Here is a 21,023-nt window from a genome sequence, read left to right on the forward strand (position 1 = left end):
TCACGCCCGGGCCGAGAGCACGACGACGGAGGGACACGCGCCCCGCACGACGGGAGGACGCATGTCGCTCGACTCGTTCGTCCGTGCCCCGTTCTCCCGCAAGCAGCTCCTCTCGATCCGCGACTGCACCGCGTCGGTGAACATCTGGGATGGCAGCATCCGCGCCGGCAAGACGCTCGTGTCGCTCGTCGCGTGGATGATCTTCATCGCCGACGCGCCGCCGACCGGTGAGATCGTGATGATCGGCCGCACCCGCGAGTCGATCGCCCGCAACATCTTCGGCGTCCTGCAGGACCGCACCCTGTTCGGTGACCTCGCCGACCACGTCGTCTACACGCCCGGCGCACCGACCGGGGTGATCCTCGGCCGCCGCGTGCACGTCATCGGCGCGTCCGACGTCAAGGCGGAGAAGACGATCCGAGGCATGACCGTCGCTGGCGCGTACGTCGACGAGGTCACCGTGATCCCCGAGGAGTTCTTCACCCAGCTGCTCGGCCGCATGTCGGTGCGCGGTGCACGCCTGTTCGGCACCACGAACCCCGACAACCCGGCACACTGGCTGAAGCGGAAGTTCCTCGACCGGCTCGCGGACCTGCCCGACTGGCGGTACTTCCAGTTCCGGATGACCGACAACCCGTCGCTCACCCCCGAGTTCATCGCCGCGAAGCACCGCGAGTTCACCGGCCTGTGGTTCCGCCGGTTCATTCTCGGCGAGTGGGTCGCCGCTGAGGGCGCCGTCTACGACATGTGGGACCCGGACCGGCACGTCGTCCCCTTCGACGACCTCCCACCGATCCGCCGGTTCCTCGGCGTCGGCATCGACTACGGCACGAACCACGCCACTTCCGCGATGGCGCTCGGCCTCGGCTACGACCGCCGCCTGTACCTCCTCGACGAGCTCCGCATCGACGCCGCCCAGTCGCAGCACCGGTTCACGGACTCCGAGCAGGCACGCCTCGTGAAGCAGTGGCTCCCGAAGCCGCACATGCCCGACGAGCACGGCCTCCGCCCCGAGTGGCTGATCGCCGATCAGGCGGGTGCGTCGTTCCGTGAGGAGCTGTCCCGCGACCGGCCCGGCGAACCCGCCGTGCACACGCACGCCGCGGACAAGGACGTGAAGTACGGCATCAGCACGATGGCGTCGCTCCTCGGCGACGGGCACCTGCTCGTCTCCGACCGCTGCCAGGGGTTCATCGTCGAAGCGCCCGGCTACTCGTGGGACCCGAAGAAGGTTCAGGCGGGGCAGGACGAACCGATCAAGGTCGCTGACGACTCCCTCGACGCCGCCCGCTACATCGTGACCACGCTCGAGCATCAGTGGCGCGACGAACTCCGCTCATCCGTTCCCGCATTCTGAGGAGGCGACCATGCCGCTGCCCGCTGGTGGACCGAAGGTCGCGTGGCCGCCGCAGCGCCTCACCGTCGTCCTCGACAAGGTGCGGGAGTGGGACGCCTGGTGGACGGGCGACCTGGACCGGCTGCAGGCCGTGTACGCCGGCACCGTCGCCCCGCAGGGCCCGGCTGGTGCGTTCTACCGCTCCGACACGGGCCGCGCCGTCGTGAACGCTGGTCGCGCCATCAAGCGGTGGTTCGTCGGTGAGGCACCGTCGGCGACGGACCGGAACACGAAGGTGCCCGTCCCGATCGCGGCGGAGATGTGCCAGGCGTCGTCGGACCTGCTGTTCTCCGACCCGTTCACCGTCACCGTCACCGACAAGGGCATGCAGGCCCGCCTCGAGGAGATCCTCGACGACGACTTCCACACCACGATCGCGGAAGCTGCGGAGCTCGCGGCCGCGCACGGCGGCGTGTACCTCGTCACGTCGTGGGATGAGCAGGTCACGGACCGCGCGTTCCCCACGATCCGCCACTCCGACGAGGCGGACCCCGAGTTCCGGTTCGGACGGCTGCAGGCGGTCACGTTCTGGACGATCGTCCAGCAGGGCCACGGCGACACCGTGTGGCGGCACCTGGAACGTCACGAACTGCGTGGCGGCCGCGGCGTGATCCTCCACGGCCTGTACGAGGGCACGTCGGACACACTCGGCGTGCAGGTCAGCCTCAGCACGGTCGAAGCGACCGCGCCGCTGGCCGTCCACCAGGACCTCAACCTCGAGGGCACCATCGACACCGGCTCCCCCGGCCTCGCCGCCGTGTACGTGCCGAACCAGACCCCGAACCGGATGTGGCGCCGCGACCCGGTCGGCCGGAACCTCGGCCGGTCGGACCTCGACGGCACAGAACGCCTCATGGACGAGCTCGTCGAGACGATGTCGGACCTCGCCCGTGCCCGGCGTGCCGCTCGTGCCCGGGTGCTGCACTCGAAGGCGCTGGCGAAGAACCTCGGCCCCGGTCAGGGGTCGGTGATCGACACGGCGCAGGAGACGTACGTCGGCGTGGAGGCGGGCGTCCGCGACGTGAAGCTGTCGGACCTGGTCCAGACGGTGCAGCCGACGTTCGACCCGTCCGGCTACCTGACGACGGCGCGGGCGCTGCTCGAGCAGATCGTCGAGCTCGCCGGCTACTCGGCGCAGACGTTCGGCCTCGACACCGGCGGCTCCGGCACGTCGAAGCAGGGCGGCCAGCGCACCGCGACCGAGGTCGAGTCGCGGGAGCGGCGATCCCTGATGACCCGCGGCCGGAAGCTGCGGGAGTGGAAGCCGGCGCTGCACCGGTTCGTCACGAAGCTGCTCCTCGTCGACGCGTACGTGTTCGGCGGGTCCGGCTCGGTGACGGACCTCGCGATCGAGTTCTCCGACGGCGTGCAGGACACCCCGCTCACGCTCGCCCAGACGACGCAGGCGCTCTACCAGGGGCAGTCGGCGTCGATCGAGACGCGCGTCGCGTGGCTGCACCCCGACTGGCAGGACGAGCAGGTGCAGAAGGAGGCGGCGAAGATCCGCGAGGAGTTCGCCCTCACCGCCCTCACCGATCCCGCGCTGACCAGCTTCGACGCAACGCAGGGAGCAGACGGTGGCGGAACAGCAGCAGGAGCAGCGGCGACCGACCAGTGAGGCGGTCGCCGCGCTCGTCGCCGTGCACATCGCCGCGGAGTCGCACCTGCTCGACACGATCACCCTGATCCTGCGCCGGGCGGGGTCGCTCGCGTCGGCGCTGCCGCAGATCCGCCGCGTCGTCCGCCAGACGGTGCAGCACCTCAACCGGGTCGTCCCGCCGCTGATCGACGAGGTCATCGACGGGGAACTGCTCGACGGCGCGTCTGCCGCGGACCGGGACGTGCTCGAGGAGATCCATCAGCTCACCTCCGACGGTGATCACGCGATCGAGGGGCGCATCCGGGCGATGCTCGACCGGTCGCTGCCTCCGGGCGCGTCCAGGGGGACGCCCGGCGGCGGGCCACCGAAGCCGCCCGGCACGGACCTGGTGCGCGGAGACGCGCCGAAGCCGTTCGACTTCTCCGTCCCCCACTCGGTGCGGGCGGAGGCGGCGATCCGCGCGGACCTGGTGTCCGAGCTGACCGACGTGCGGCGCCGCATCACCCGACTCGACAACGACATCTACAAGATGCTCGCCCCGCAGTCGGCGCGGGTGCAGGTGCTCGACGTGGAGCTGACGCCGGCGCAGGCGCAGGCGATCGCGTGGCGGGACTTCACGTCGAACGGCATCACCGGGTTCGTCGACCGGTCCGGCCGTGAGTGGTCGCTGTCGGCGTACACGGAGATGGCGGTCCGCACGGCCGCGGCGCGCGCGTTCAACGCGTCGCACCTGGAACGGATGCTCGCGATCGGGATCCGCTACTTCACCGTCGCGGACACCGGCTCCCCGTGCCCGCTGTGCCTGCCGTGGCAGGGCGCTGTGCTGACGAACGGGCCCGTCGTCGCCCCGGAGCTGCCGGTCGACGCGACGATCGCGGAGGCGACCAGCCGGGGCCTGTTCCACCCGCAGTGCCGACACCACCTGGTCGGCGTGTTCCCCGGCATCACGACGCTGCCGCCCCGGCAGACGTGGACGCCAGCGCGCGACGCCCGCTACAAGGCGGTGCAGAAGCAGCGCCGCCTCGAGCTGGCGGTGCGGAAGGCGAAGCGGCAGATCGAGAACGCCCTCGACGGCGACATGGCCGCCGACGCGCAGGCGAAGGTACGGGCGGCGCAGAAACGGCTCCGCGACCACGTCAACAGCCGCGACGACCTCGCCCGCAACTCGCGCCGCGAGCAACCCCACCTCCGGGACGCGTACGCGCAGATCCCGCTCTTCACCAGCTAGGAGGCCGTCGTGATCCTCGGCATCGGCACGGCCGTCATCCACCAGGAGCGCGTCTGGACCGTCATCGCGGTCCGGCAGCACACCCGCGTGCTCCGCTCCCTCGACGGCCGCACCGTCGCCTACGAGGCCGTCGACCGGCTCACGGAGGCACCGTGACCGACAACCGGTGGCCGCTCGGCCCCATCACCGACCTACCCAAGCCCGGCCCGGCGCCGGACTCCACCCCCGAGGAACCCAGGAGGCTCCCGTGACCTGCACCGTCCCCACCGCACTCCCCGTCGTCGCTGACCGTGACGGCCTCGCCGTCATCGGCCGCACCCGCCACGCCCTCATGGGCCTCCGCTACAGCGGCGGCGAGGGCGGCGCAGGCGCCGGCGCAGGAGCCTCCGACGCCGGCGCCGCCGACCAGCAGGCCGCCGCGGGCACGCAGAGCGGCACCGAGGCCGGCGCGCAGAGCACGACCGCCGACACGACCGCCGGATCGGGCGGTGAGCCGCAGGACGTTGCGTCGCTGCCCGGATGGGCGCAGAAGATCATCACCGACACCCGCGCCGAGGCCGCGAAGTACCGCACCGGCCAGCAGTCCGCCGCGCAGACCGCGCAGCAGGAGCTCGCCGACAAGGTCGCCGTCGCCCTCGGCCTCAAGACCGACGACGCGCAGGACCCCGCGAAGCTCACCGCCGCCGTCACCGCCGCGCAGGACGCCGCGAAGGCCACCGAACGCCGCCTCGCCGTGTTCACCGCCGCCGCCGACACCGCGCAGGCGAACGCGCTCCTCAACCGACTCGACTTCACCAACTCCATCGCCGGGCTGGACCCGTCCGATGGTCCCGCGTTCCAGGCAGCCGTCAAGGCCGCCGTCGACGCGGACCCCTCGCTCAAGACGACCCGGGCGGTCGGCGCGAGCACGGCCGCACCCGAGGCAGGAAGCCCCGAGGGCGGCCCGATCACCGAAGCGCAGCTCGCGCAGATGACCCCCGAGCAGATCGACAAGGCGTACCGCGAGGGCCGCCTCAAGCACCTGCTCGGCTAACCAGAAGGGCACCACCCGTGGCATTCCTCCACTTCCGCCCGACGATCTGGAGCCCGCTCCTGCTCGTCGCGCTCCGCAAGTCGCTGATCTACAGCGCCTTCATCAACCGCGACTACGAGGGCGAGATCGCCGAGGCCGGCGACTCCGTCCGCATCACCTCCGTCGGCCGCCCGAAGATCGGCACCTACGTGCCGTACGAGACGAAGATCGAGCCCGAGCAGCTCAAGGACTCGTCCCGCACCCTCATCGTCGACCAGTCGAAGTTCTTCGCGTTCGAGGTCGACGACGTCGACAAGCGGCAGGCCAAGGGCGACGTCATGCCGCAGCTCATGGACGAGGCCGCCTACGCGTTCGCGGACGACGTCGACCAGTACCTCGCGTCGTTCTACACGTCGATCCAGGAGGCGAACCAGCTCACCCCGCTGACCATCGCCATGTCGAAGCCGACGGACTTCTACGACAAGGTGCTGGTGCCGCTCAAGGTCCGCCTCGACAAGGCGAACGTGTCCACCCAGGGCCGATCCGTCGCGATCACCCCGGAGCAGCACGGCCTCCTCCTGCTCGACCCGCGGTTCATCAAGGTGAACGAGTCGGGCACGACCGACGGGCTCCGCAACGGCATGGTCGGCCGCGCCGCCGGCTTCGACATCCTCCTGTCGAACAACGCGCCCGTGCTGAACGCGTCGACCGGGCAGTCGGTCGTGATCGCCGGCAACAACCGTGCGATCACGTTCGCCGAGCAGATCAACAAGGTCGAGGCGTACCGCCCGCAGGACTCGTTCTCCGACGCGGTCAAGGGCCTGCTCCTCTACGGCGGCAAGAACGTCCGACCGGACAGCCTCGCCTCCGCCTCCGTCACCATCGACCCGCTCAACTGAGCGAGAAGGGAGCAGCCTCATGGCACGCACCAGCATCACCGCCACCGACCTCGTCTCGAACGGGTCCGTGACCGACCCGACCGGCACCGCGACCGGCACCGGCGACGGGAACGGCGTCGTCGTCGACGGGCAGCCGTTCCTCGAGCGCCTGCACCTGCGGGTCGAGAACAGCGGCGGCGCCGCGGCGACCGTGTCCGTCAAGGCCGGGTCCGGTGTCGCCGCGATCTCGGCCGGGCAGGGCGACCTCACCGTGTCCGTCGCGGCCGGGGCGACCGCGTGGGTCGGCCCGTTCGAGTCGGCCCGGTTCCAGGCCGACGACGGCTCCCTCGCCGTCGACGCGTCCGCCGCGGTCACCGTCACGGCGTTCCAGGGGTCGCGCGTCTGATGACGGACACGATCCACATCCTCGGGGAGGGCGGCGGAGTGTTCGAGCTCTCGCTGCCCCTCCACGAGACGATCGCCGACAAGCTCAAGAAGGGCATCGTCCGCCGCGTCAACGCGGACGGGTCGCCGTTCGACGAGCACGCGCGACCGACCGGCGTCGAGCCGGCCGACACGCGTCCCACGGTCCGGGCGTCGAAGGACGACTGGGTGGCCTGGTCGGTCGCCGAGTCGGAGCGCCGCGGCACGCCGATCACCATCGATGACGCGCAGGCCCTCACGAAGGACCAGCTCATCGAGGCGTACGGCACCGCGCAGGAGCCGACCGACCCGGAGCACGGCAAGCACGAAGCGGACGAGACCGACGAGCAGCGCGCTGAGCGCGAGGCCGCCGAGAAGGCCGCAGCCGAACAGCAGAACCAGCAGTGACCTCGAGGAGGCGGGCATGACGAACTACATCCCTGACGGGACCGTGATCCCCGACATGCTCGCCTCCGCTGAGGCGTTCGCCGCGTTCTGCACCGCCCGCGGCGTGCCCGTCCCCTCGAACGGGGACGCGCTGCTGCACGCGGTCACCCCGCTCGTCCTCGACGCAGCATCGGACGCCTGGTACGACGTCGACCCGGCCACGGGTCTGGCCGTGTCCCCGATGATCGCCGACGCTCTCACCGACGCGACCTGCCTGCAGGCGCTCGCGTGGGCGAAGCTCAACATCGACCCCGACACCGGCGGCGTCATCACCGCGGGCATCCGCACCGGGAAGGGCATCGGCTCCGCCCGCGTGTCCTACGCGGACACCGCTGACGCTGCCGCAGCACGCGCCGCCGCGGTCACCGGCCTCGTGCCGGCCGCCGTGACCCGGCTCCGCCAGGTGAACCTCATCACCGGCACCGCGTGGAGCATCGGGTGAGCGCCGACGACCTCGACGAGTTCTGGGTGCACACCATCACCGTCGAAACGTTCCTCGGTGAGGGCGGCAACGGGCCCGCCTACGCCGACCCGGTCGACGTGCCCTGCTTCATCGACGGCGGTGTGAAGGTCACCCGCACCGCGACCGGTGAGCAGCTCGTCGTCAACGCTCCCGTGTACGCGCCGCTCAAGCACGCTGCGACACTCGCCGCGGAGTCCCGCGTCACCGTGCGGGGCCGCACCGCACGCATCCTCGCCGCGACCGTCTACGACTCCGGCGACCTCGACCTGCCCGACCACGTGCAGGTCACCCTCACCTGACCGGAGGCGCACGTGCCGATCGAGTGGGAGGACACCTTCGACTGGGACGGTCTGCAGGCGCGGAAGAACGCTGCGATCACCCCGGCCGTCGCCGCTGGCATGGAAGTCGTCCGGCAGGTCACCACCCCGAAGGTGCCCGTGGAGACGTCGCACCTGGTCGGCTCGCCGAGCGTCACCGCCATCGGCGCGGAAGCGATCATCCGGTTCCCCGGCCCGTACGCCCGCTACCAGGAGTTCGGCGTCTACTACCGCCACGGCCGCGTCGGCGCCCCGCTGACGCACACGCACGGGCAGTCGTTCTTCCTCACCACCGGCATCGTCGAAGCCCGCGACCCCGCCCTGCGCGCCTGCGCCCGAGTGTTCGAGGAGCGCCTGTGACCCCCGACTCCCCCGTCAGCCAGCTCATCACCGCGATCGCCGAGCTGCTCGACGCTGCCGGCGTCGGCGTGTGGTCCACGACCGGCACGTACAGTCCCGACGACGTCGTCATCTTCCGCGGCACCGAACGGCCTGTCGACAACGCGCAGATCATCCTCAACTGGGTCGACACCGACCAGCATCCGGAGATCACGCAGGGCACCGGCATCCTGCAGGTCGCGATGAAGGGCACCGCCAGCAACCCGGGGTCCGTCGACGACATCGGCTACGCCGTGTTCGCCGCCCTACACGGCCTCACCGACCAGCCCGCCGGGTCGGCCGTCATCGTCCAGTGCCTCCGCCGCAACAGCGTGCCGATGGGCCAGGACGACAAGCTCCGGAAGGAGCGCGCGGACCAGTTCGACGTCGACGTCGAGTGGTCGCCCACCAGCCACCGGCCGTAGGTCGGTTCGTCCCCAGACGCAGCCCTCCCCAGTGGGGGCACTTCCGCATGCCCGCACACCGCCTCAGGAGGCACACATGAGCACCGCGCTCGCCCGCAAGTTCGCCTGCGAAGTCACCGCAGACCTCACCCTCGCCGGGGGTTGGCTGCGCTTCAAGGGCGTGAACGACTTCAACCCGAACGTCAACCCGAACCTCGAGGACGCGTCCGACTACGACACCGACGGGTGGGCGTCGTCCGAGGTGACGATGCAGGACTGGAACGCTGACGTCAGCTTCTTCCGCCGGAAGAACAGCGGCGTCTACGACCCCGCGCAGGAGCTCGTCCGGTCCCGGATCGGCCAGTTCGACGACGCGGCCCGGGTCGGGTTCCGCTGGTTCGACAAGACCGGCGGCCCCGAGGCGAACCAGGGCGTCGCGCTCGTCACCTGGAAGCGGTCCAACACCGGGGTGAAGAACCTCGAGCAGGCGACCGTGACGTTCACCGGCACCGACGTGCCGCTGCAGATGGACATCACGAACCCGTACCAGGTGACCGCGTCCCCCGTCGTCGTCGGGGCGAGCCCGAGCGGGCAGGGCACCGGCGACGGTGTCGCGATCACCGGCTCCGGCTTCACCGGCGCCACCGCCGTGAAGTTCGGCTCGACCGCCGCCACGTCGTTCGACGTCATCAACGACCAGCTCATCGTCGCCGTGCTCCCGTCGGCGTCCGCCGGCTCCGCGCCGATCACGGTCACGACGCCGGTCGACACCAGCAGCGCGCTGGCCTACACGCGGAGCGCCTGATGACCCCGGGGCCGCCGTTTCTGGGGACGCGGCGGCCCCGGCCTACACCTCAGTCCCCACCTTCGAAGGAGTCCCCAGCTCATGACCTTCCGCGACTACTACGAACTCGCCGACCCGCTCGTCCTCCCGATCCGCGGGAAGGGGTACGAGATCCCGCCCGCGACCGCGTCCGCCGTCGTCCGGTACCGCAAGTACCAGGGCCTGATCGAGCGGCTGCAGGCCGGCGAGGAGGGCGTCGTCATCACCGACGCCGACCGCATCACCGACGACGAGTACCAGCGCATGTTCCTCGGCTCCGCGCTCGACGAAATGCGCGCCGACGGCATCCACCCGGGCGTCATCGAGCACGCCGCGACGACCGCGATGGGCGACGCGATGGCGGGCCGCGAGGTCGCCGAGCGGATGTGGAACTCGATCGACCCAAAAGCATCGAAGCCGGAGCCGACGCCGGCCCCCGAGACGGACTCGACGCCATCGCCCAGTACGGACGAGGCGACTACGACGAGCTGACCGGCACCTACGAGTGGTACGAGGTGCCGCCCGACGTCGCAGGCGAGCGGACGACGGCGGACTGGGGCGAGATCATCGCCCGGTTCGACCTCCTCGCGTTCGACATGCAGCGGCACCTCGGCCTCCGGCTGACGACGGTCCTCCGCACGCACACGTGGCGGGAGTTCGCCGCGCTCGTGTCGGGGCTGCTCAGCATCGACGAGCACCTCGTCACGCCCGGACGCATCATCACCGTGCCCGGCACCCTCATCGGCTCCCACTTCCACACCCCCGACGACGAGGAGCAACGCGACGATGAGTGACACCGAAGTCGGCGGCATCAAGGGCTTCCTCCGCCTGGACGACACCGAGTGGGACCGGACGATCGCGAAGGCGAAGGCCGACGTCCGCGAGCTCAAGACGATGAACGCCGACGTGCGGGTGTCGGCGGACACGGACCGCGCTGAGGAGCGCATCGCGATGCTCGCCGCCGCGGTGCGTGCCCTCGACGCGGAGTCCGCGACCATCGACGTGAAGGTCGTCGAGCGGGCAGGTGGCGGCGGATCCGTCGCGACCCGGTCCGCGGCGGACGCGCAGGCGCAGCTCACGGACGCGCAGGAGAAGGCTGCCGTCGCGTCGATGAAGGCGGACCTCGCGCAGGCCCGGCTCAACGAGGCGGAGGAGAAGGGCAGCCGCACGGCGTCCGAGCTGATGGCGAAGCGGATCGCTCTCGCCGAGGCGACGAACCGTGAGTCGGCGGCCGTGGAGCGTGCGCAGCGGCTCACCCGGCAGCTCAACGAGGCTCGGGCGGCGGAGGCGGCTTCGGCTGCCGCGGCAGCCGCGGGCGAGGCGGAACTCGCCAGCGCGACCCGCTCGTCCGGCGACGCGGCGGAGAGCAGCGGCAAGTCGTTCCAGGTCGCGTCGACCCGCACCGGGCTGCTCACGACCGGCATCGTCAGCCTGATCTCCACGATCGGCCCGCTGACAGGTGCCGCGGCCGCCGTCGGTGGTGCGTTCCTCGGCATGGGCGCCGCCGGTGTCCTCGCCGTGTTCGGCATCAAGAAGGCGATGGACGACGGCACCGACGCGGGCGCCGCGTACCGGTCCGGGCTGCAGGCGCTCAAGGGCGACCTCGACAGCCTCGCCGCGACGTCCGCCGGCGCCATGCTCGAGCACTTCCAGCAGGCCGAGCGCACCATCTCCGGCGACATGCCCGCGCTCCGCGGTCAGATCGTCGGCTTCTCCGACGCGCTCGGTGACGCCGGCAACTCGATCCTCACCGGACTGGTGAAGGGCTTCCAGGTCGCGAACCCGCTCATGGAGCAGGGGCAGCGGCTCATCGTCCGCGTCGCGGACGGGTTCGAGCGGTGGGCGTCCGGTGATGGGCTCGCGACGTTCGCGAACGAAGCAGCCCACGACCTCCCGATCGTCGTCGACGGCCTCGGGAACCTCGCCCAGGGTGCGGTCGCGCTCCTCGGCGCCCTCCGCCCGGTCGGGCTGACGGTGATCCAGGTCGCGGGCGGCATCGGGCAGATCGCGCAGGTCGCGGCACAGGCCGGGCCCGTGCTCCCCGCTCTCGCGGCGGGCGCGGGTGCGGCGTGGCTCGGGTTCAAGGTGTGGGAGGGCGCGAAGTCTCTCGCGTCCGGCGTGCAGGCTGGCATCACGGTCATGTCCGCGTCGATGGATAGCCTGCTGGGCGCGTCGACCCGGTCCGCTGCGGCGACCGCCGGGCAGGCTGCCGCTCAGGGTGCGGTCGCGGCGACCGCTCCGGCCGCGGCCGCCGGTGAGGCTGCCGTCGCTGAGGGTGCCGTCGCGATGAACACGGCGATGGCGGCGAACCCGATCGGGCTCGTCGTCGGGCTCCTCGCCGGCCTCGCAGCCGTCACCCTCGTCGCGATGAACGCGACGCAGCAGAACACGCAGGCGACGACGGACTACACCTCCGCGCTGCAGCAGGACGGCGACGCGATCGGTGAGCACACCGCGAAGCTGGTCGCGCAGGAGCTGCAGTCGTCGAAGGCGATGTCGACCGCGAAGCAGTACGGCATCACCCTGACCGACATGACGAAGGCCGTCACCGGCAACCGGGACGCGCAGTCGCAGATCAACGACGTGCTCGACCAGCAGGAGCAGAAGCTCCGGAAGAGCGTGGAAGCGCAGTCGCAGGCCGGTGGAGCGTTCGCCGGCGCGACGGGTGCCGCGTCGAAGCAGCTCGACGCGCTGCGGGCTCTGCGGGCTGAGATCGACGGTCAGGCGAAGGCGGTGCAGAAGCAGAAGGCGCAGCAGGACGCCGCGAACGCCGCATCCGACAAGGCGACGAACTCGATCAAGTCGAACGCCGCCGCGTACGAGATGACGACCGGCGCCTACCAGAAGGCGACGGACGCGGCGAAGAAGCAGGCCGCGTCGTCCCGCGAGGCGACGCAGGCGATGCAGCTCGAGAACGACGCCGCGGGTCTGCTGTCGAACGCCCTGACGCTCCTCAACGGCGGGGCACTGTCGGTCGCGCAGGCCCAGACGGGTGTGGCGTCAGCGACGAACCAGGCCGCGAAGTCGTTCAAGGACAACGGCAAGTCGATGGACGGGAACTCGGCCGCGGCGGTCGCGAACCAGCAGGCGATCCAGGGTCAGGTGCAGGCCGCGCAGCAGATGGCCGAAGCGCAGTCGAAGGCCACCGGGTCCACGCAGGCCGGTGTCGAGGCGTACAAGCAGTCGAAGACGGCGCTCGAGGATGCTCTCCGCGCGCAAGGGAGCCTGACCCCGGCGGTGCAGGCCTACATCGACAAGCTCTACGACGTGTCGAACCTCACGGTCAAGCCCACGAAGCTCGAGATCGACAAGAAGCAGGCCGACTCGGGCATCGCCGACCTGAAGAAGTACATCGCGACGATCCCGGGCAGCCACACCACGAAGGCCGACACCCTCATCGACCAGGCGCAGCGGCACATCGATCAGCTCAAGGCGGACCTCAAGACGGTCCCGCCGGACCAGCAGACGAAGCTGCGAGCGGAGATCGCTCAGGCGCAGGCGAACCTCGACGCTGTGAAGCGGTCGATCGCCGGCATCCCGACGTCGAAGACCGTGACGATCACGACCCGCAACGTGCAGATCACGCAGGCGATCCAGCAGGGCGCAGCGCCCGGTGCGGCCAAGGCGGCGTTCCAGGCGCACGGCGGCACGGCCGGCGTCGACGGTATCCGTGCTCAGCGTTTCGCTGAGGGCGGCACGTCGGGAAGCCAGTCCGGGTCGGTGTGGGGTTCCGCGGGGTCGTCGTTCAGCGACAAGATCCCGACCTGGCTGTCGATCGGTGAGGAGGTGTCGTCTGCGCAGGCGATGGCGTACCCGGGCGCACGGTCCGTCGTGAAGGCGATCAACGCGAACCCGGCGAACACGCTCGAGCGGCTGACCGACTCGAAGGCGGCTGTGCCGGCGCCGGTGAACGTGTACGTGACCGGCGACGGGCTGCGTGACGTGATCCGGGTCGAGGTGGAGCAGCAGGGCAGGCGGCGCGCGGCGTCGGTCAAGGCAGGACGAAGGAGCGGCACGTGACCACGTTCAACGGCGGGGACGCATCGTCGACTCCTCCCCTGGTCCTCGACGGCGGCAACGCGTTCTCCTCGTTCACCGCGCCTGAAATCACGGTGCTCGACGACGACACGCTCGGCCCCCGCGTCGCCGTGTCGTTCTCGACGCTCGCCGGCGGGACGCAGACGATCGTCGTCCGCCGCACCGCGGCAGGTCGCACGATGCCCGTCCGGGGCGGCGTGAACCTGTTCGCGGTCGGCGGCGCCGCGGTCCTCGACCAGGAGGTGCCGTTCGGGGTGCCGGTCACGTACCAGGCTGAGCAGTTCAGCGCGGACGGAGTGTCCCTCGGAATGACGGACCCGGCGACCGTGATCGTCGACACGACGGACACGTGGGTGTCGCAGCCGTTGAACCCGTCGCTCGCGCTGCAGGTGCGGGTCCGGGTGATGTCGACCGAGACGCTGGCGTGGGAGTCACCGGGCGACACCGTGTGGACGCAGGGCGACGCTCTCGGCCGGACGATCAACGGGCAGCGGTCGGGCCTCAAGGGCGTGTCGCTGCTGCTGCGGCTGCTACACCCGGCGGACGCGGCGACGTTCGACGCGATGTTCGGCACGTACGACACCACGTTCCCCGCGGTGCTGTGCATCCGAACACCGCCGTCGGTGCCGCTGCCAGCGGTGCTGTTCTGGGGCTGCACGACACCGAAGCGGCTGACGTCGGGCGCGAACAAGCTGGTGCAGTACCAGCTCGACGGCTCCGAGGTCGCTCCGCCAGCGCCCGGCCTCGTCGTCCCGTCGCTCACCCGCGACGACATCGACGCGGCGTACCCGACCCGGGCGGCCCGCGCGGCCGCGTACACGTCGCGCCTGGCCCGCGACACCGACTACAAGCTCGCGGGACTCGCGGGCTGACGTACCGAGGAGGCCCCGTGCGCCCGTCATCTGCTCAGCTCCGGATGGCGATCAGCGGGGCTTCCTTCACGTTCCGGTGGGTCGCGGACGTGATCAAGGACGGCGAACGGGTCCTGCAGGATCTTCCCTGCACGGCGCCGTCGTTCACGGACGACGACAGCCAGCAGGTGCAGTCGACAGGGTCGTTGTCGTTCGTCTACCAGGACGACTTCGCCCGGTCGATCGCGCCGTCCGGCGTCGCCGACGTGCTCAGCCCGTTCGGCACGCAGGTGTGGGCGTACGTCCTCGTCGAGGACGGTCCCGCCCTGTCCGAGCGGGTGCTGATGGGGCAGTACCTCGTCGACAGCACGCCGTCGATCAACTCGACCCGCATGCTGTTCAACGGGGCCGCGGTCACCGTCGGCGAGACGATCGACGTGACCCTGTCGGACCTGTTCTACGGCGTGCAGGTGGACCGGTTCTACACGCCGGGGTCGCCGTCGTCGCTGACGTCGGCGTGGACTGAGGTGCAGCGGCTCACCGGCCTTCCGGTGACGCGCCCCTCCGACGTGCCGGACGCTCCGATCCCGAAGTCGGTGGCGTACCAGGAGGACCGGCTGCAAGCCGTGTACGACCTCGCGACGTACTCGGTCGACGCTGTCCCGTTCGTCACCCCGGACGGCACCGTGTCGATGCGGCCGAACACGTGGCCGGGCCCCGTCGACACGCTCAGCGACGGGGACGGCGGGAACCTGATCCGCGTCGACCGTGGCATGAGCCCCGATGATGTCTACAACGCGATCGCGGTCCGCGCCTACGACACCACCGACGGTTCCGCGGTCCTCGCGTCCGGGCAGATCACCGACGGCCCGCTACGCGCCGCGGAACCCGACGGCGCACTGTCGCCGTTCCGCCGGCGGCCGAAGTTCTACCAGTCGCAGTACATCACCAACCGGCTGCAGGCGAAGGCGTACGTCGACCGTTGGCTGCCGCGCGTCGCGCAGCTCACCGGAGTCGAACACGACCTCACCGAGACGTTCAACCCGCTGCGGCAGATCGGCGACGTCATCACCGTGCAGGAGCTCGGCGTCGCCCCGTACGTCGGCCGTGTGACCCGCATCCAACGCTCCGACGCGACGACGCAGCAGACGACCGTGAAGGTGGGGCCGCAGTGACGAACCAGGCGGGCATCCCCGACGTCGACGTGCTCCTCAAGGCCATCGACGGGAAGACGAAGCTCACACCCCTCGTCGGCACGTTCGTGGCGTCGTCCATGACGGACTGCACGGTCGACGTCGGCGGCGGCCGCATCCCCGCCCGGTTCGGGTCCGGGTACCTGCCGGAGGTCAACGAGCCGGTGAACGTGTGGACGTTCGACGACGGCACGGCGTTCGTGATGGGGCCGACGGTCACGAAGCCGGCGAAGGGCACCGTCAAGTCGGTCGCGTCGAGCCTGGTGACCTTGGCTACGGACTTCGGTGACGTGGTCGCCCCGTACATCGGCTCCACGCCCGCGGCCGGGCAGATCATGGCGCTGCGGTGGCACGGGGGGCCCGTCGCGATCGGTGTGCTCTCCACCACACCGGCGCCGCCTCCGGCTCCGGACGACCCGGCGCCGACGACGTCGCGCCACGTGACCGTGTTCACCGCCCGCGACGCCGGCTCCTGGAACCGGTACGGGTGGCAGCAGGCGCAGGTGTGGGCGTCGGACTCGTACTACGGCGCGTGGTTCTACGGGTCGAAGCTCGCGGACACGCTGCCGTCGAACGCGACGATCACCGGTGTCGAGATCTACCTGTCGATCGTGTCGACGTTCGGCAACCGGCCGAACTTCGCCCTGCACGGCTACCAGTCGAAGCCGTCCGGGCAGCCGTCGTACGGCGCGCAGACGACCCTCGCCCCGACCGCTGGGTGGGTGTCCCTCCCGACTTCGTGGGGTAACGCGCTCCGCAAGGGCGGCGGCTCGTTCGGCGTCGGCGTGAACCACGGCGGGAAGAACATCTTCCGCTCCCTCGCGCAGGACGGCATGTCCGGCGCGCTCCGCATCACCGCCACCTACTGACGGCCCACCGGCCGCGACCTCGAAGGAGCCTCATGGCACGCGATTCCACCGGCGAGAAGGGGCAACCGCAGTACGCCGGGTCGGGCGTCCCGCAGGACGCTGCGGACCTGACCGAGGTTGCCGCGTACGCCGCCCTCGTCGGCAACCGGAAGGTCGGCACGACCGCCGACCGCAACCAGGCGCTCGCGGACGGCGACGTGTGGGACGGCCTCGAGTGGTACGACACCACCGACGGCGGCCTCTACCTGCTGCAGTCCGGGTCATGGCTGCCGCTACTGACCCGCTGGACGAACTTCTCCCCGCAGTACAACGGCATGAGCGGCGGCACGACGATCTACTCGAAGGTGCGCCGTGTCCTCGACAACGCCGAGGTGCGGTTCTCCTGGCAGCTCGGCAACTTCCCGAGCATCGGCAACATCTCTCTGGTCCCGCCGATCCCGATCGCGTCGTGGCTCGACGACACCGACTACATCGGCACGGTCGAACTCATCAACGTCGGCTCGTCCGCCGACGATCGGTTCATCGGCCCGGTCATCAACTCGAACGGCAACGCGCTCGCGCGCATCCCGACGACCACGGGCACTGCGGCCGGGTCGGCGATCAACACGTCCGCCACGTCGTCGTCGTCGCCGTTCCAGTGGACCTCCGGCGACCGGATCCGGTTCACCCTCTCGTACCCGATCAACATCTGACCGAGCACGCACCCATCCAGGCCATCCCGCGGGGGTGGCCTTCGTCGTTGAAGGAGGCATGCATGCCGTCGATCGACGTCACCGCAGCACCCCAGAGGTTCCTCACCATGTCCGTCGACGGCTACTCGCCGGGACGGAACCGCCCCGGCAACTGCGCCAGGTGGACGTACTTCGCGATCGGCGGAGTCCCGAACACCACGCCGCTGCCCTCCGCGATCGCCGCGTGGGAGAACGCGCCGAAGCAGCACCGGCACCCGATCATCGATGGGAAGACGCGCATCCCCCGAGGCATGGTCATCGCGCTCGGCCCGACGAACGGGCCGCGGTGGGCCGGGGACAAGAACTGGATGTACGGCGACGTGTTCACCGCTGACGGGGACGGCGTCGGCTACGACAGCGGCGGCCCCGCCACGGACTCGCTCGCCGGACTCGGCGTCATCGGCCGCGTCACCATCCGGCAGCGCATCGCGCAGACCGGCGGCCGCCCCCTGCTCGGGTTCCTGTCGTCCTACGGCGGCTGGGACCTCACCAGCACACCCACACCCACCCCGGGCGCTCCCGCCCACACACCCGTCCAGGAGGACGACATGGCAGCACCAGCGGTCTACACGGATGGCCGGCGGTTCGTCGGAGGCGACGAGACGACCGGCCTGTTCACGTTCGGCTCGATGGCCGAGCTCAACACCTGGCAGAAGAACAACCCGGTGGTCCGGCAGGTGTCCGCCGGGACCCTCGACAAGCTCGTGCAGAAGGCGGTAGCGAAGTGACCCAGAACATCATCGACGGCATCCAGAAGGTCGTCCGGAAGGCCACCGACATCTCGTCGAAGGTGCAGGCGGTCGCCGTCGGCGGTGTCACCACCGTCGGCGTGAACCAGATCATCGAGACCGTCGCGCCCGGCTGGAACCCGCCCGCCTGGGCGCTGGGCCTGATCACGGTCGGCGTCGCGCTCGTGTTCGGCTACATCAAGAAGGAGACCATCAACGTCTCCACGACCCGCGCCGACGGCACCGTGATCCAGAACGCGTCCGTCGACATGGCGGACGTGCCCGAGATCGAGATGCCCGACTGGGTGAAGGCGCAGATCGACGCGCAGAACGCGGTCGGCGCCGACGAGGCCGAGCAGGCGGTCGGCCCGGACGCCGCCGCCGCGAGCGACGCTTCGGACGACGTTCCGAAGCACCTCGCGGCGAGCTGATGGTCGCCACTGATCCGAAGCTGAACCAGCGTCGGCTCTGGTGGGAACGTCTGCTGTGGATCACGGATCTCCTCGCTTACGCGGTGATCGGGGTGTCCGGGTTCCTCGCGCTCGGCAGGGTGTCGGACTACGTGTACGACACCCTGCTCGGGCAGACGTGGATCATCATGCTGTTCGCGTGGCTGATGCTCGGCGGCTGGGTGGCGCTGATCGGCCGGGCGACCCGCCTGTGGGCGCTCGAGTACGTCGGCAACGTCGCGGCCGGGTGGGGAACGGCCGTGTACGCCGTCGTCCTGTTCCCGGGCGCCCTGTCGGGCGTGGCGACGTTCGCCGCGTTCGGGATGACCGTCGCCACCACCTTGTACATGGCGCGCCGCTACGACGAGCTCGTGATCTTCACCTCCGAACCCGGCGACAGCGACGGCTCCTGGCTGAACCGCGTGCGGAAGCGGAGGACGAAGAACACGGTCCCACGGCAGCACTTCTAGGGGGAGGCCCACCTTGCACTGGACCGACCCTGTCGTCCTCATCGCAGCACTCGGTGGCGGTGTCGGCATCGGACATGTGATCCGTGCCCTCGCCACCGTCCTGCAGAAGCTCCGCGCCGGCGTGTCCCCTCGGGAGGGGAAGCGGCGCATCGACATCGTGCAGCAGCGCGACGAAGCCCTCGCCCGCCTCGACAAGGAGCGGATGCGCGCCTCGGCGGAGCAGGCGCGCGCGGACTGGGCGGATGCGAACCGTCAGGTCGCTGTCGAGAACGAGCAGCGAGCTCGTGAGCACGCGGCCGCGCTGCGTGTGCAGCTCATCGAACAAGCGGGCCTGACCCGTGAAGAACTCCCGGCGTGGCCGGAGATGGAGCGGACGATCCCGCGGGAGCAGTTCCTGCGGGTGCGCCGCGGACAGGAAGGAATCGGCTGATGCCGCTCATCGACACCGAGGAACCGTTCCAGTTCCGTTTCCGCGCGGACACGACCGCGAACTGGGAGCTCTACAACCCGGTCCTCGGTGTCGCCGAGCCCGGCGTGAACATCGAGACGGGCGACGTCACGTTCGGTGACGGGTCGAACCGGTGGTCCGACCGTCCGTACCATCCTCCCGTCGACCCGACCACTCACCTGTTCCCCCCGCAGGTGCTCGACGCGCTGCTCGCGAAGATCTCCGGCCTGTACCAGCGGGTCGTCGACTGGAAACCGCCCCGGGTCTCGGTGACCCACAAGGTCGCCGCGGCGGGCTACCCGTACGCCGTGACCCGTGTCCAGACCGATGGGCGGTTCATCCCTGGCCTGGTCGACAAGCGGTACGGCGGCGACTTCGACGAGACCAACCCGGACTCCACCGGGACCGCGTTCATCCCGCCCGGGGAACGTGTGGACGCCTTCGCGCGCCGCACCGGCTACCCGATCGCGACGAACGCGTCCGGGTGGAACGTCACGTCGAACTTCGGCGAGATGCGTGGCGCGCAGATCCGGAACGGGAAGATCTTCCACGACTTCGAGCGCACGGACCTCAGCGGCTCCCCGGCCGGCATCGAGGGCCTCGGTCTCCTGCCCGACGGACGCCTCAAGTGCTACTCGGCGCTGCGCGGCGACACGGCCGCGTCGATGGTCGCGGAAGGTGTCGTGCACTCGTGGTCGTACGGCCCGAACCTCGTCGTCGACGGGGTCGCGCAGGATCTCACGCAGAAGAACTGGCAGTACTTCCTCACCGAGATCTCCGCCCGGACGATCATCGGCCAGTCGGAAACGGGCGACATCATCCTGATCTCGACCGTCGGGAAGACGAACAGCGTCGGCCTGACCGGCAACGACATGGTCGCCCTGGCCGTCGCGGAGGGCTGCTACAACGCGTCCACGTTCGACGGGGGCGGTTCGGCGCAGATGTACGTGCAGGGTCTCTACCCGATCCCCTCATCGGACGGGGCGACGGGCTACGACGGGACGGTGGGCCGCAGGAAGGTCGGCGACTGCTTCCTCGTCAACGGTGTGCTCGCGACCGCGGCCGTCGACACGGGATGGATGCCGCTGCCGCTGCGGTCGGGGTTCGTCGCGTACAACCCCGACAACCCGCCGTCGATCCGGCAGCTCAACGGGCAGATCGAGATGCGGGGCAGCATCGCTCCGGCGCCGGTGAGCGGCTCCGCTGTCCCGTTCCCCACGACGGACTCGACGGTCGCGGACGTTCCGCCGCTGTTCCGGTTCCAGGGTGCTGCGAAGGGGTTCGAGCTCGCCGGCAACAACGACAACATCCGGAAGCTCGGCATCCCCTCCGACTTCTCGATGACCGTCATCGCGGGGGCCGCGACACCGCTCTACGTCACGCTCGACGAGGTGAAGTGGGGCGCGGACACCATCTTCTGACCCAGTCCTGCCGGCGTCGTCCGGTGAGCTCACGAACGAAACCGAGCCCATGAACACTCCCTTCTTCGCGAACATCCGCATCCGCCGCGACACCCGCGCGAACTTCGCCGCAGCCGCGTTCATCCCCGGCGTCGGGGAACCCGCCTACGAAACCGACTCCCGACTGCAACGCATCGGTGACGGGGTAACCCCGATGGGTGACCTCGACGCTGCCGCGTACGTCGACGGGGCCACGCATCAGTTCGGTGATGACGTGCGCGCACGGATCGCCGCGAACCTGACCGACCCGGCGACACCGGAAGGGGCGGCGCTGGCGGAGGTTGTCGCTGCGAGCGGTGGCGGCGGGGCTCTCGCTTACGACTCCACGACGGGCGTCTACTCGGTGCCGGCTGGGTCGTCCATCATCTACGACGCGTCGACCGGCGCGTACTCGTCGAACTGACCAGGAGGTCACCC

Annotated in this window: 26 protein-coding genes; all 26 read left to right on the plus strand. The window is 70.3% G+C overall.

Features of this window, described 5'->3' with window-relative positions; translation table 11 throughout:
- The first annotated feature begins 61 nt into the window (after positions 1–61).
- On the plus strand, positions 62–1,357 hold the full coding sequence (locus tag Csp2054_RS14240) for a PBSX family phage terminase large subunit (RefSeq protein ID WP_096900121.1): 1,296 nt from the start codon (positions 62–64) through the stop codon (positions 1,355–1,357).
- A 10-nt stretch (positions 1,358–1,367) separates the two neighbouring features.
- Positions 1,368–3,014, plus strand: coding sequence for a capsid protein (locus Csp2054_RS14245; protein ID WP_096900122.1), 1,647 nt, complete (start codon positions 1,368–1,370; stop codon positions 3,012–3,014).
- Complete coding sequence (locus tag Csp2054_RS14250) at positions 2,974–4,224, plus strand: phage minor capsid protein (RefSeq protein WP_096900123.1); 1,251 nt, start codon at positions 2,974–2,976, stop codon at positions 4,222–4,224. The genes Csp2054_RS14245 and Csp2054_RS14250 overlap by 41 nt, the downstream gene beginning before the upstream one ends.
- A 9-nt stretch (positions 4,225–4,233) precedes the next feature.
- The gene (locus Csp2054_RS18260; protein WP_176491734.1) at positions 4,234–4,380 is read left to right on the plus strand and encodes a hypothetical protein; all 147 of its coding nucleotides are present in this window, start codon (positions 4,234–4,236) and stop codon (positions 4,378–4,380) included.
- 91 nt (positions 4,381–4,471) lie between these two features.
- A complete protein-coding gene (locus Csp2054_RS14255; protein ID WP_096900124.1) occupies positions 4,472–5,257 on the plus strand; it encodes a hypothetical protein in 786 nt (261 codons plus the stop codon).
- Positions 5,258–5,274: 17 nt separating this feature from the next.
- Entirely contained in the window at positions 5,275–6,135 is an 861-nt protein-coding gene (locus Csp2054_RS14260) for a P22 phage major capsid protein family protein (RefSeq protein ID WP_096900125.1), read from the plus strand.
- Positions 6,136–6,154: 19 nt separating this feature from the next.
- On the plus strand, positions 6,155–6,520 hold the full coding sequence (locus Csp2054_RS14265; protein ID WP_096900126.1) for a hypothetical protein: 366 nt from the start codon (positions 6,155–6,157) through the stop codon (positions 6,518–6,520).
- The gene (locus Csp2054_RS14270) at positions 6,520–6,945 is read left to right on the plus strand and encodes a hypothetical protein (protein ID WP_096900127.1); all 426 of its coding nucleotides are present in this window, start codon (positions 6,520–6,522) and stop codon (positions 6,943–6,945) included. Before Csp2054_RS14265 ends, Csp2054_RS14270 begins: the two co-directional genes overlap by 1 nt.
- A gap of 16 nt (positions 6,946–6,961) precedes the next feature.
- Entirely contained in the window at positions 6,962–7,426 is a 465-nt protein-coding gene (locus Csp2054_RS14275) for a hypothetical protein (protein WP_096900128.1), read from the plus strand.
- On the plus strand, positions 7,423–7,746 hold the full coding sequence (locus Csp2054_RS14280; protein ID WP_096900129.1) for a hypothetical protein: 324 nt from the start codon (positions 7,423–7,425) through the stop codon (positions 7,744–7,746). The genes Csp2054_RS14275 and Csp2054_RS14280 overlap by 4 nt, the downstream gene beginning before the upstream one ends.
- Positions 7,747–7,758: 12 nt before the next feature.
- The gene (locus tag Csp2054_RS14285; RefSeq protein ID WP_096900130.1) at positions 7,759–8,124 is read left to right on the plus strand and encodes a hypothetical protein; all 366 of its coding nucleotides are present in this window, start codon (positions 7,759–7,761) and stop codon (positions 8,122–8,124) included.
- Positions 8,121–8,567, plus strand: coding sequence for a minor capsid protein (locus Csp2054_RS14290; protein ID WP_096900131.1), 447 nt, complete (start codon positions 8,121–8,123; stop codon positions 8,565–8,567). The genes Csp2054_RS14285 and Csp2054_RS14290 overlap by 4 nt, the downstream gene beginning before the upstream one ends.
- A gap of 76 nt (positions 8,568–8,643) precedes the next feature.
- Positions 8,644–9,351: a phage tail tube protein gene (locus Csp2054_RS14295; protein ID WP_096900132.1), complete on the plus strand. Its 708-nt coding sequence runs from the start codon at positions 8,644–8,646 to the stop codon at positions 9,349–9,351.
- Between the two features lie 81 nt (positions 9,352–9,432).
- Positions 9,433–9,861 carry a hypothetical protein gene (locus Csp2054_RS14300; protein ID WP_096900133.1) on the plus strand — a complete coding sequence of 143 codons (429 nt, stop codon included), beginning with the start codon at positions 9,433–9,435 and terminating at the stop codon, positions 9,859–9,861.
- 23 nt (positions 9,862–9,884) lie between these two features.
- On the plus strand, positions 9,885–10,163 hold the full coding sequence (locus Csp2054_RS14305) for a hypothetical protein (RefSeq protein WP_096900134.1): 279 nt from the start codon (positions 9,885–9,887) through the stop codon (positions 10,161–10,163).
- Complete coding sequence (locus Csp2054_RS14310) at positions 10,156–13,389, plus strand: hypothetical protein (RefSeq protein ID WP_096900135.1); 3,234 nt, start codon at positions 10,156–10,158, stop codon at positions 13,387–13,389. Before Csp2054_RS14305 ends, Csp2054_RS14310 begins: the two co-directional genes overlap by 8 nt.
- Positions 13,386–14,279, plus strand: coding sequence for a hypothetical protein (locus Csp2054_RS14315; protein ID WP_096900136.1), 894 nt, complete (start codon positions 13,386–13,388; stop codon positions 14,277–14,279). Before Csp2054_RS14310 ends, Csp2054_RS14315 begins: the two co-directional genes overlap by 4 nt.
- 17 nt (positions 14,280–14,296) lie before the next feature.
- Positions 14,297–15,433 carry a hypothetical protein gene (locus tag Csp2054_RS14320; RefSeq protein ID WP_141399280.1) on the plus strand — a complete coding sequence of 379 codons (1,137 nt, stop codon included), beginning with the start codon at positions 14,297–14,299 and terminating at the stop codon, positions 15,431–15,433.
- Positions 15,430–16,320, plus strand: coding sequence for a hypothetical protein (locus Csp2054_RS14325; RefSeq protein WP_096900138.1), 891 nt, complete (start codon positions 15,430–15,432; stop codon positions 16,318–16,320). The genes Csp2054_RS14320 and Csp2054_RS14325 overlap by 4 nt, the downstream gene beginning before the upstream one ends.
- Before the next feature lie 32 nt (positions 16,321–16,352).
- On the plus strand, positions 16,353–17,012 hold the full coding sequence (locus Csp2054_RS14330) for a hypothetical protein (RefSeq protein ID WP_096900139.1): 660 nt from the start codon (positions 16,353–16,355) through the stop codon (positions 17,010–17,012).
- A gap of 62 nt (positions 17,013–17,074) precedes the next feature.
- Positions 17,075–17,779: a hypothetical protein gene (locus tag Csp2054_RS14335; RefSeq protein WP_096900140.1), complete on the plus strand. Its 705-nt coding sequence runs from the start codon at positions 17,075–17,077 to the stop codon at positions 17,777–17,779.
- Positions 17,776–18,210: a hypothetical protein gene (locus Csp2054_RS18265; protein WP_096900141.1), complete on the plus strand. Its 435-nt coding sequence runs from the start codon at positions 17,776–17,778 to the stop codon at positions 18,208–18,210. Before Csp2054_RS14335 ends, Csp2054_RS18265 begins: the two co-directional genes overlap by 4 nt.
- The gene (locus Csp2054_RS14345; protein ID WP_096900142.1) at positions 18,210–18,698 is read left to right on the plus strand and encodes a hypothetical protein; all 489 of its coding nucleotides are present in this window, start codon (positions 18,210–18,212) and stop codon (positions 18,696–18,698) included. Before Csp2054_RS18265 ends, Csp2054_RS14345 begins: the two co-directional genes overlap by 1 nt.
- A 13-nt stretch (positions 18,699–18,711) precedes the next feature.
- Complete coding sequence (locus tag Csp2054_RS14350) at positions 18,712–19,128, plus strand: hypothetical protein (RefSeq protein WP_096900143.1); 417 nt, start codon at positions 18,712–18,714, stop codon at positions 19,126–19,128.
- A complete protein-coding gene (locus tag Csp2054_RS14355) occupies positions 19,128–20,567 on the plus strand; it encodes a phosphodiester glycosidase family protein (protein WP_096900144.1) in 1,440 nt (479 codons plus the stop codon). The genes Csp2054_RS14350 and Csp2054_RS14355 overlap by 1 nt, the downstream gene beginning before the upstream one ends.
- 49 nt (positions 20,568–20,616) lie before the next feature.
- Complete coding sequence (locus tag Csp2054_RS14360; protein WP_096900145.1) at positions 20,617–21,009, plus strand: hypothetical protein; 393 nt, start codon at positions 20,617–20,619, stop codon at positions 21,007–21,009.
- The last annotated feature ends 14 nt before the right edge of the window (positions 21,010–21,023 follow it).

The sequence above is a fragment of the Curtobacterium sp. 'Ferrero' genome, assembly GCF_002412165.1.
Classification (GTDB): domain Bacteria; phylum Actinomycetota; class Actinomycetes; order Actinomycetales; family Microbacteriaceae; genus Curtobacterium.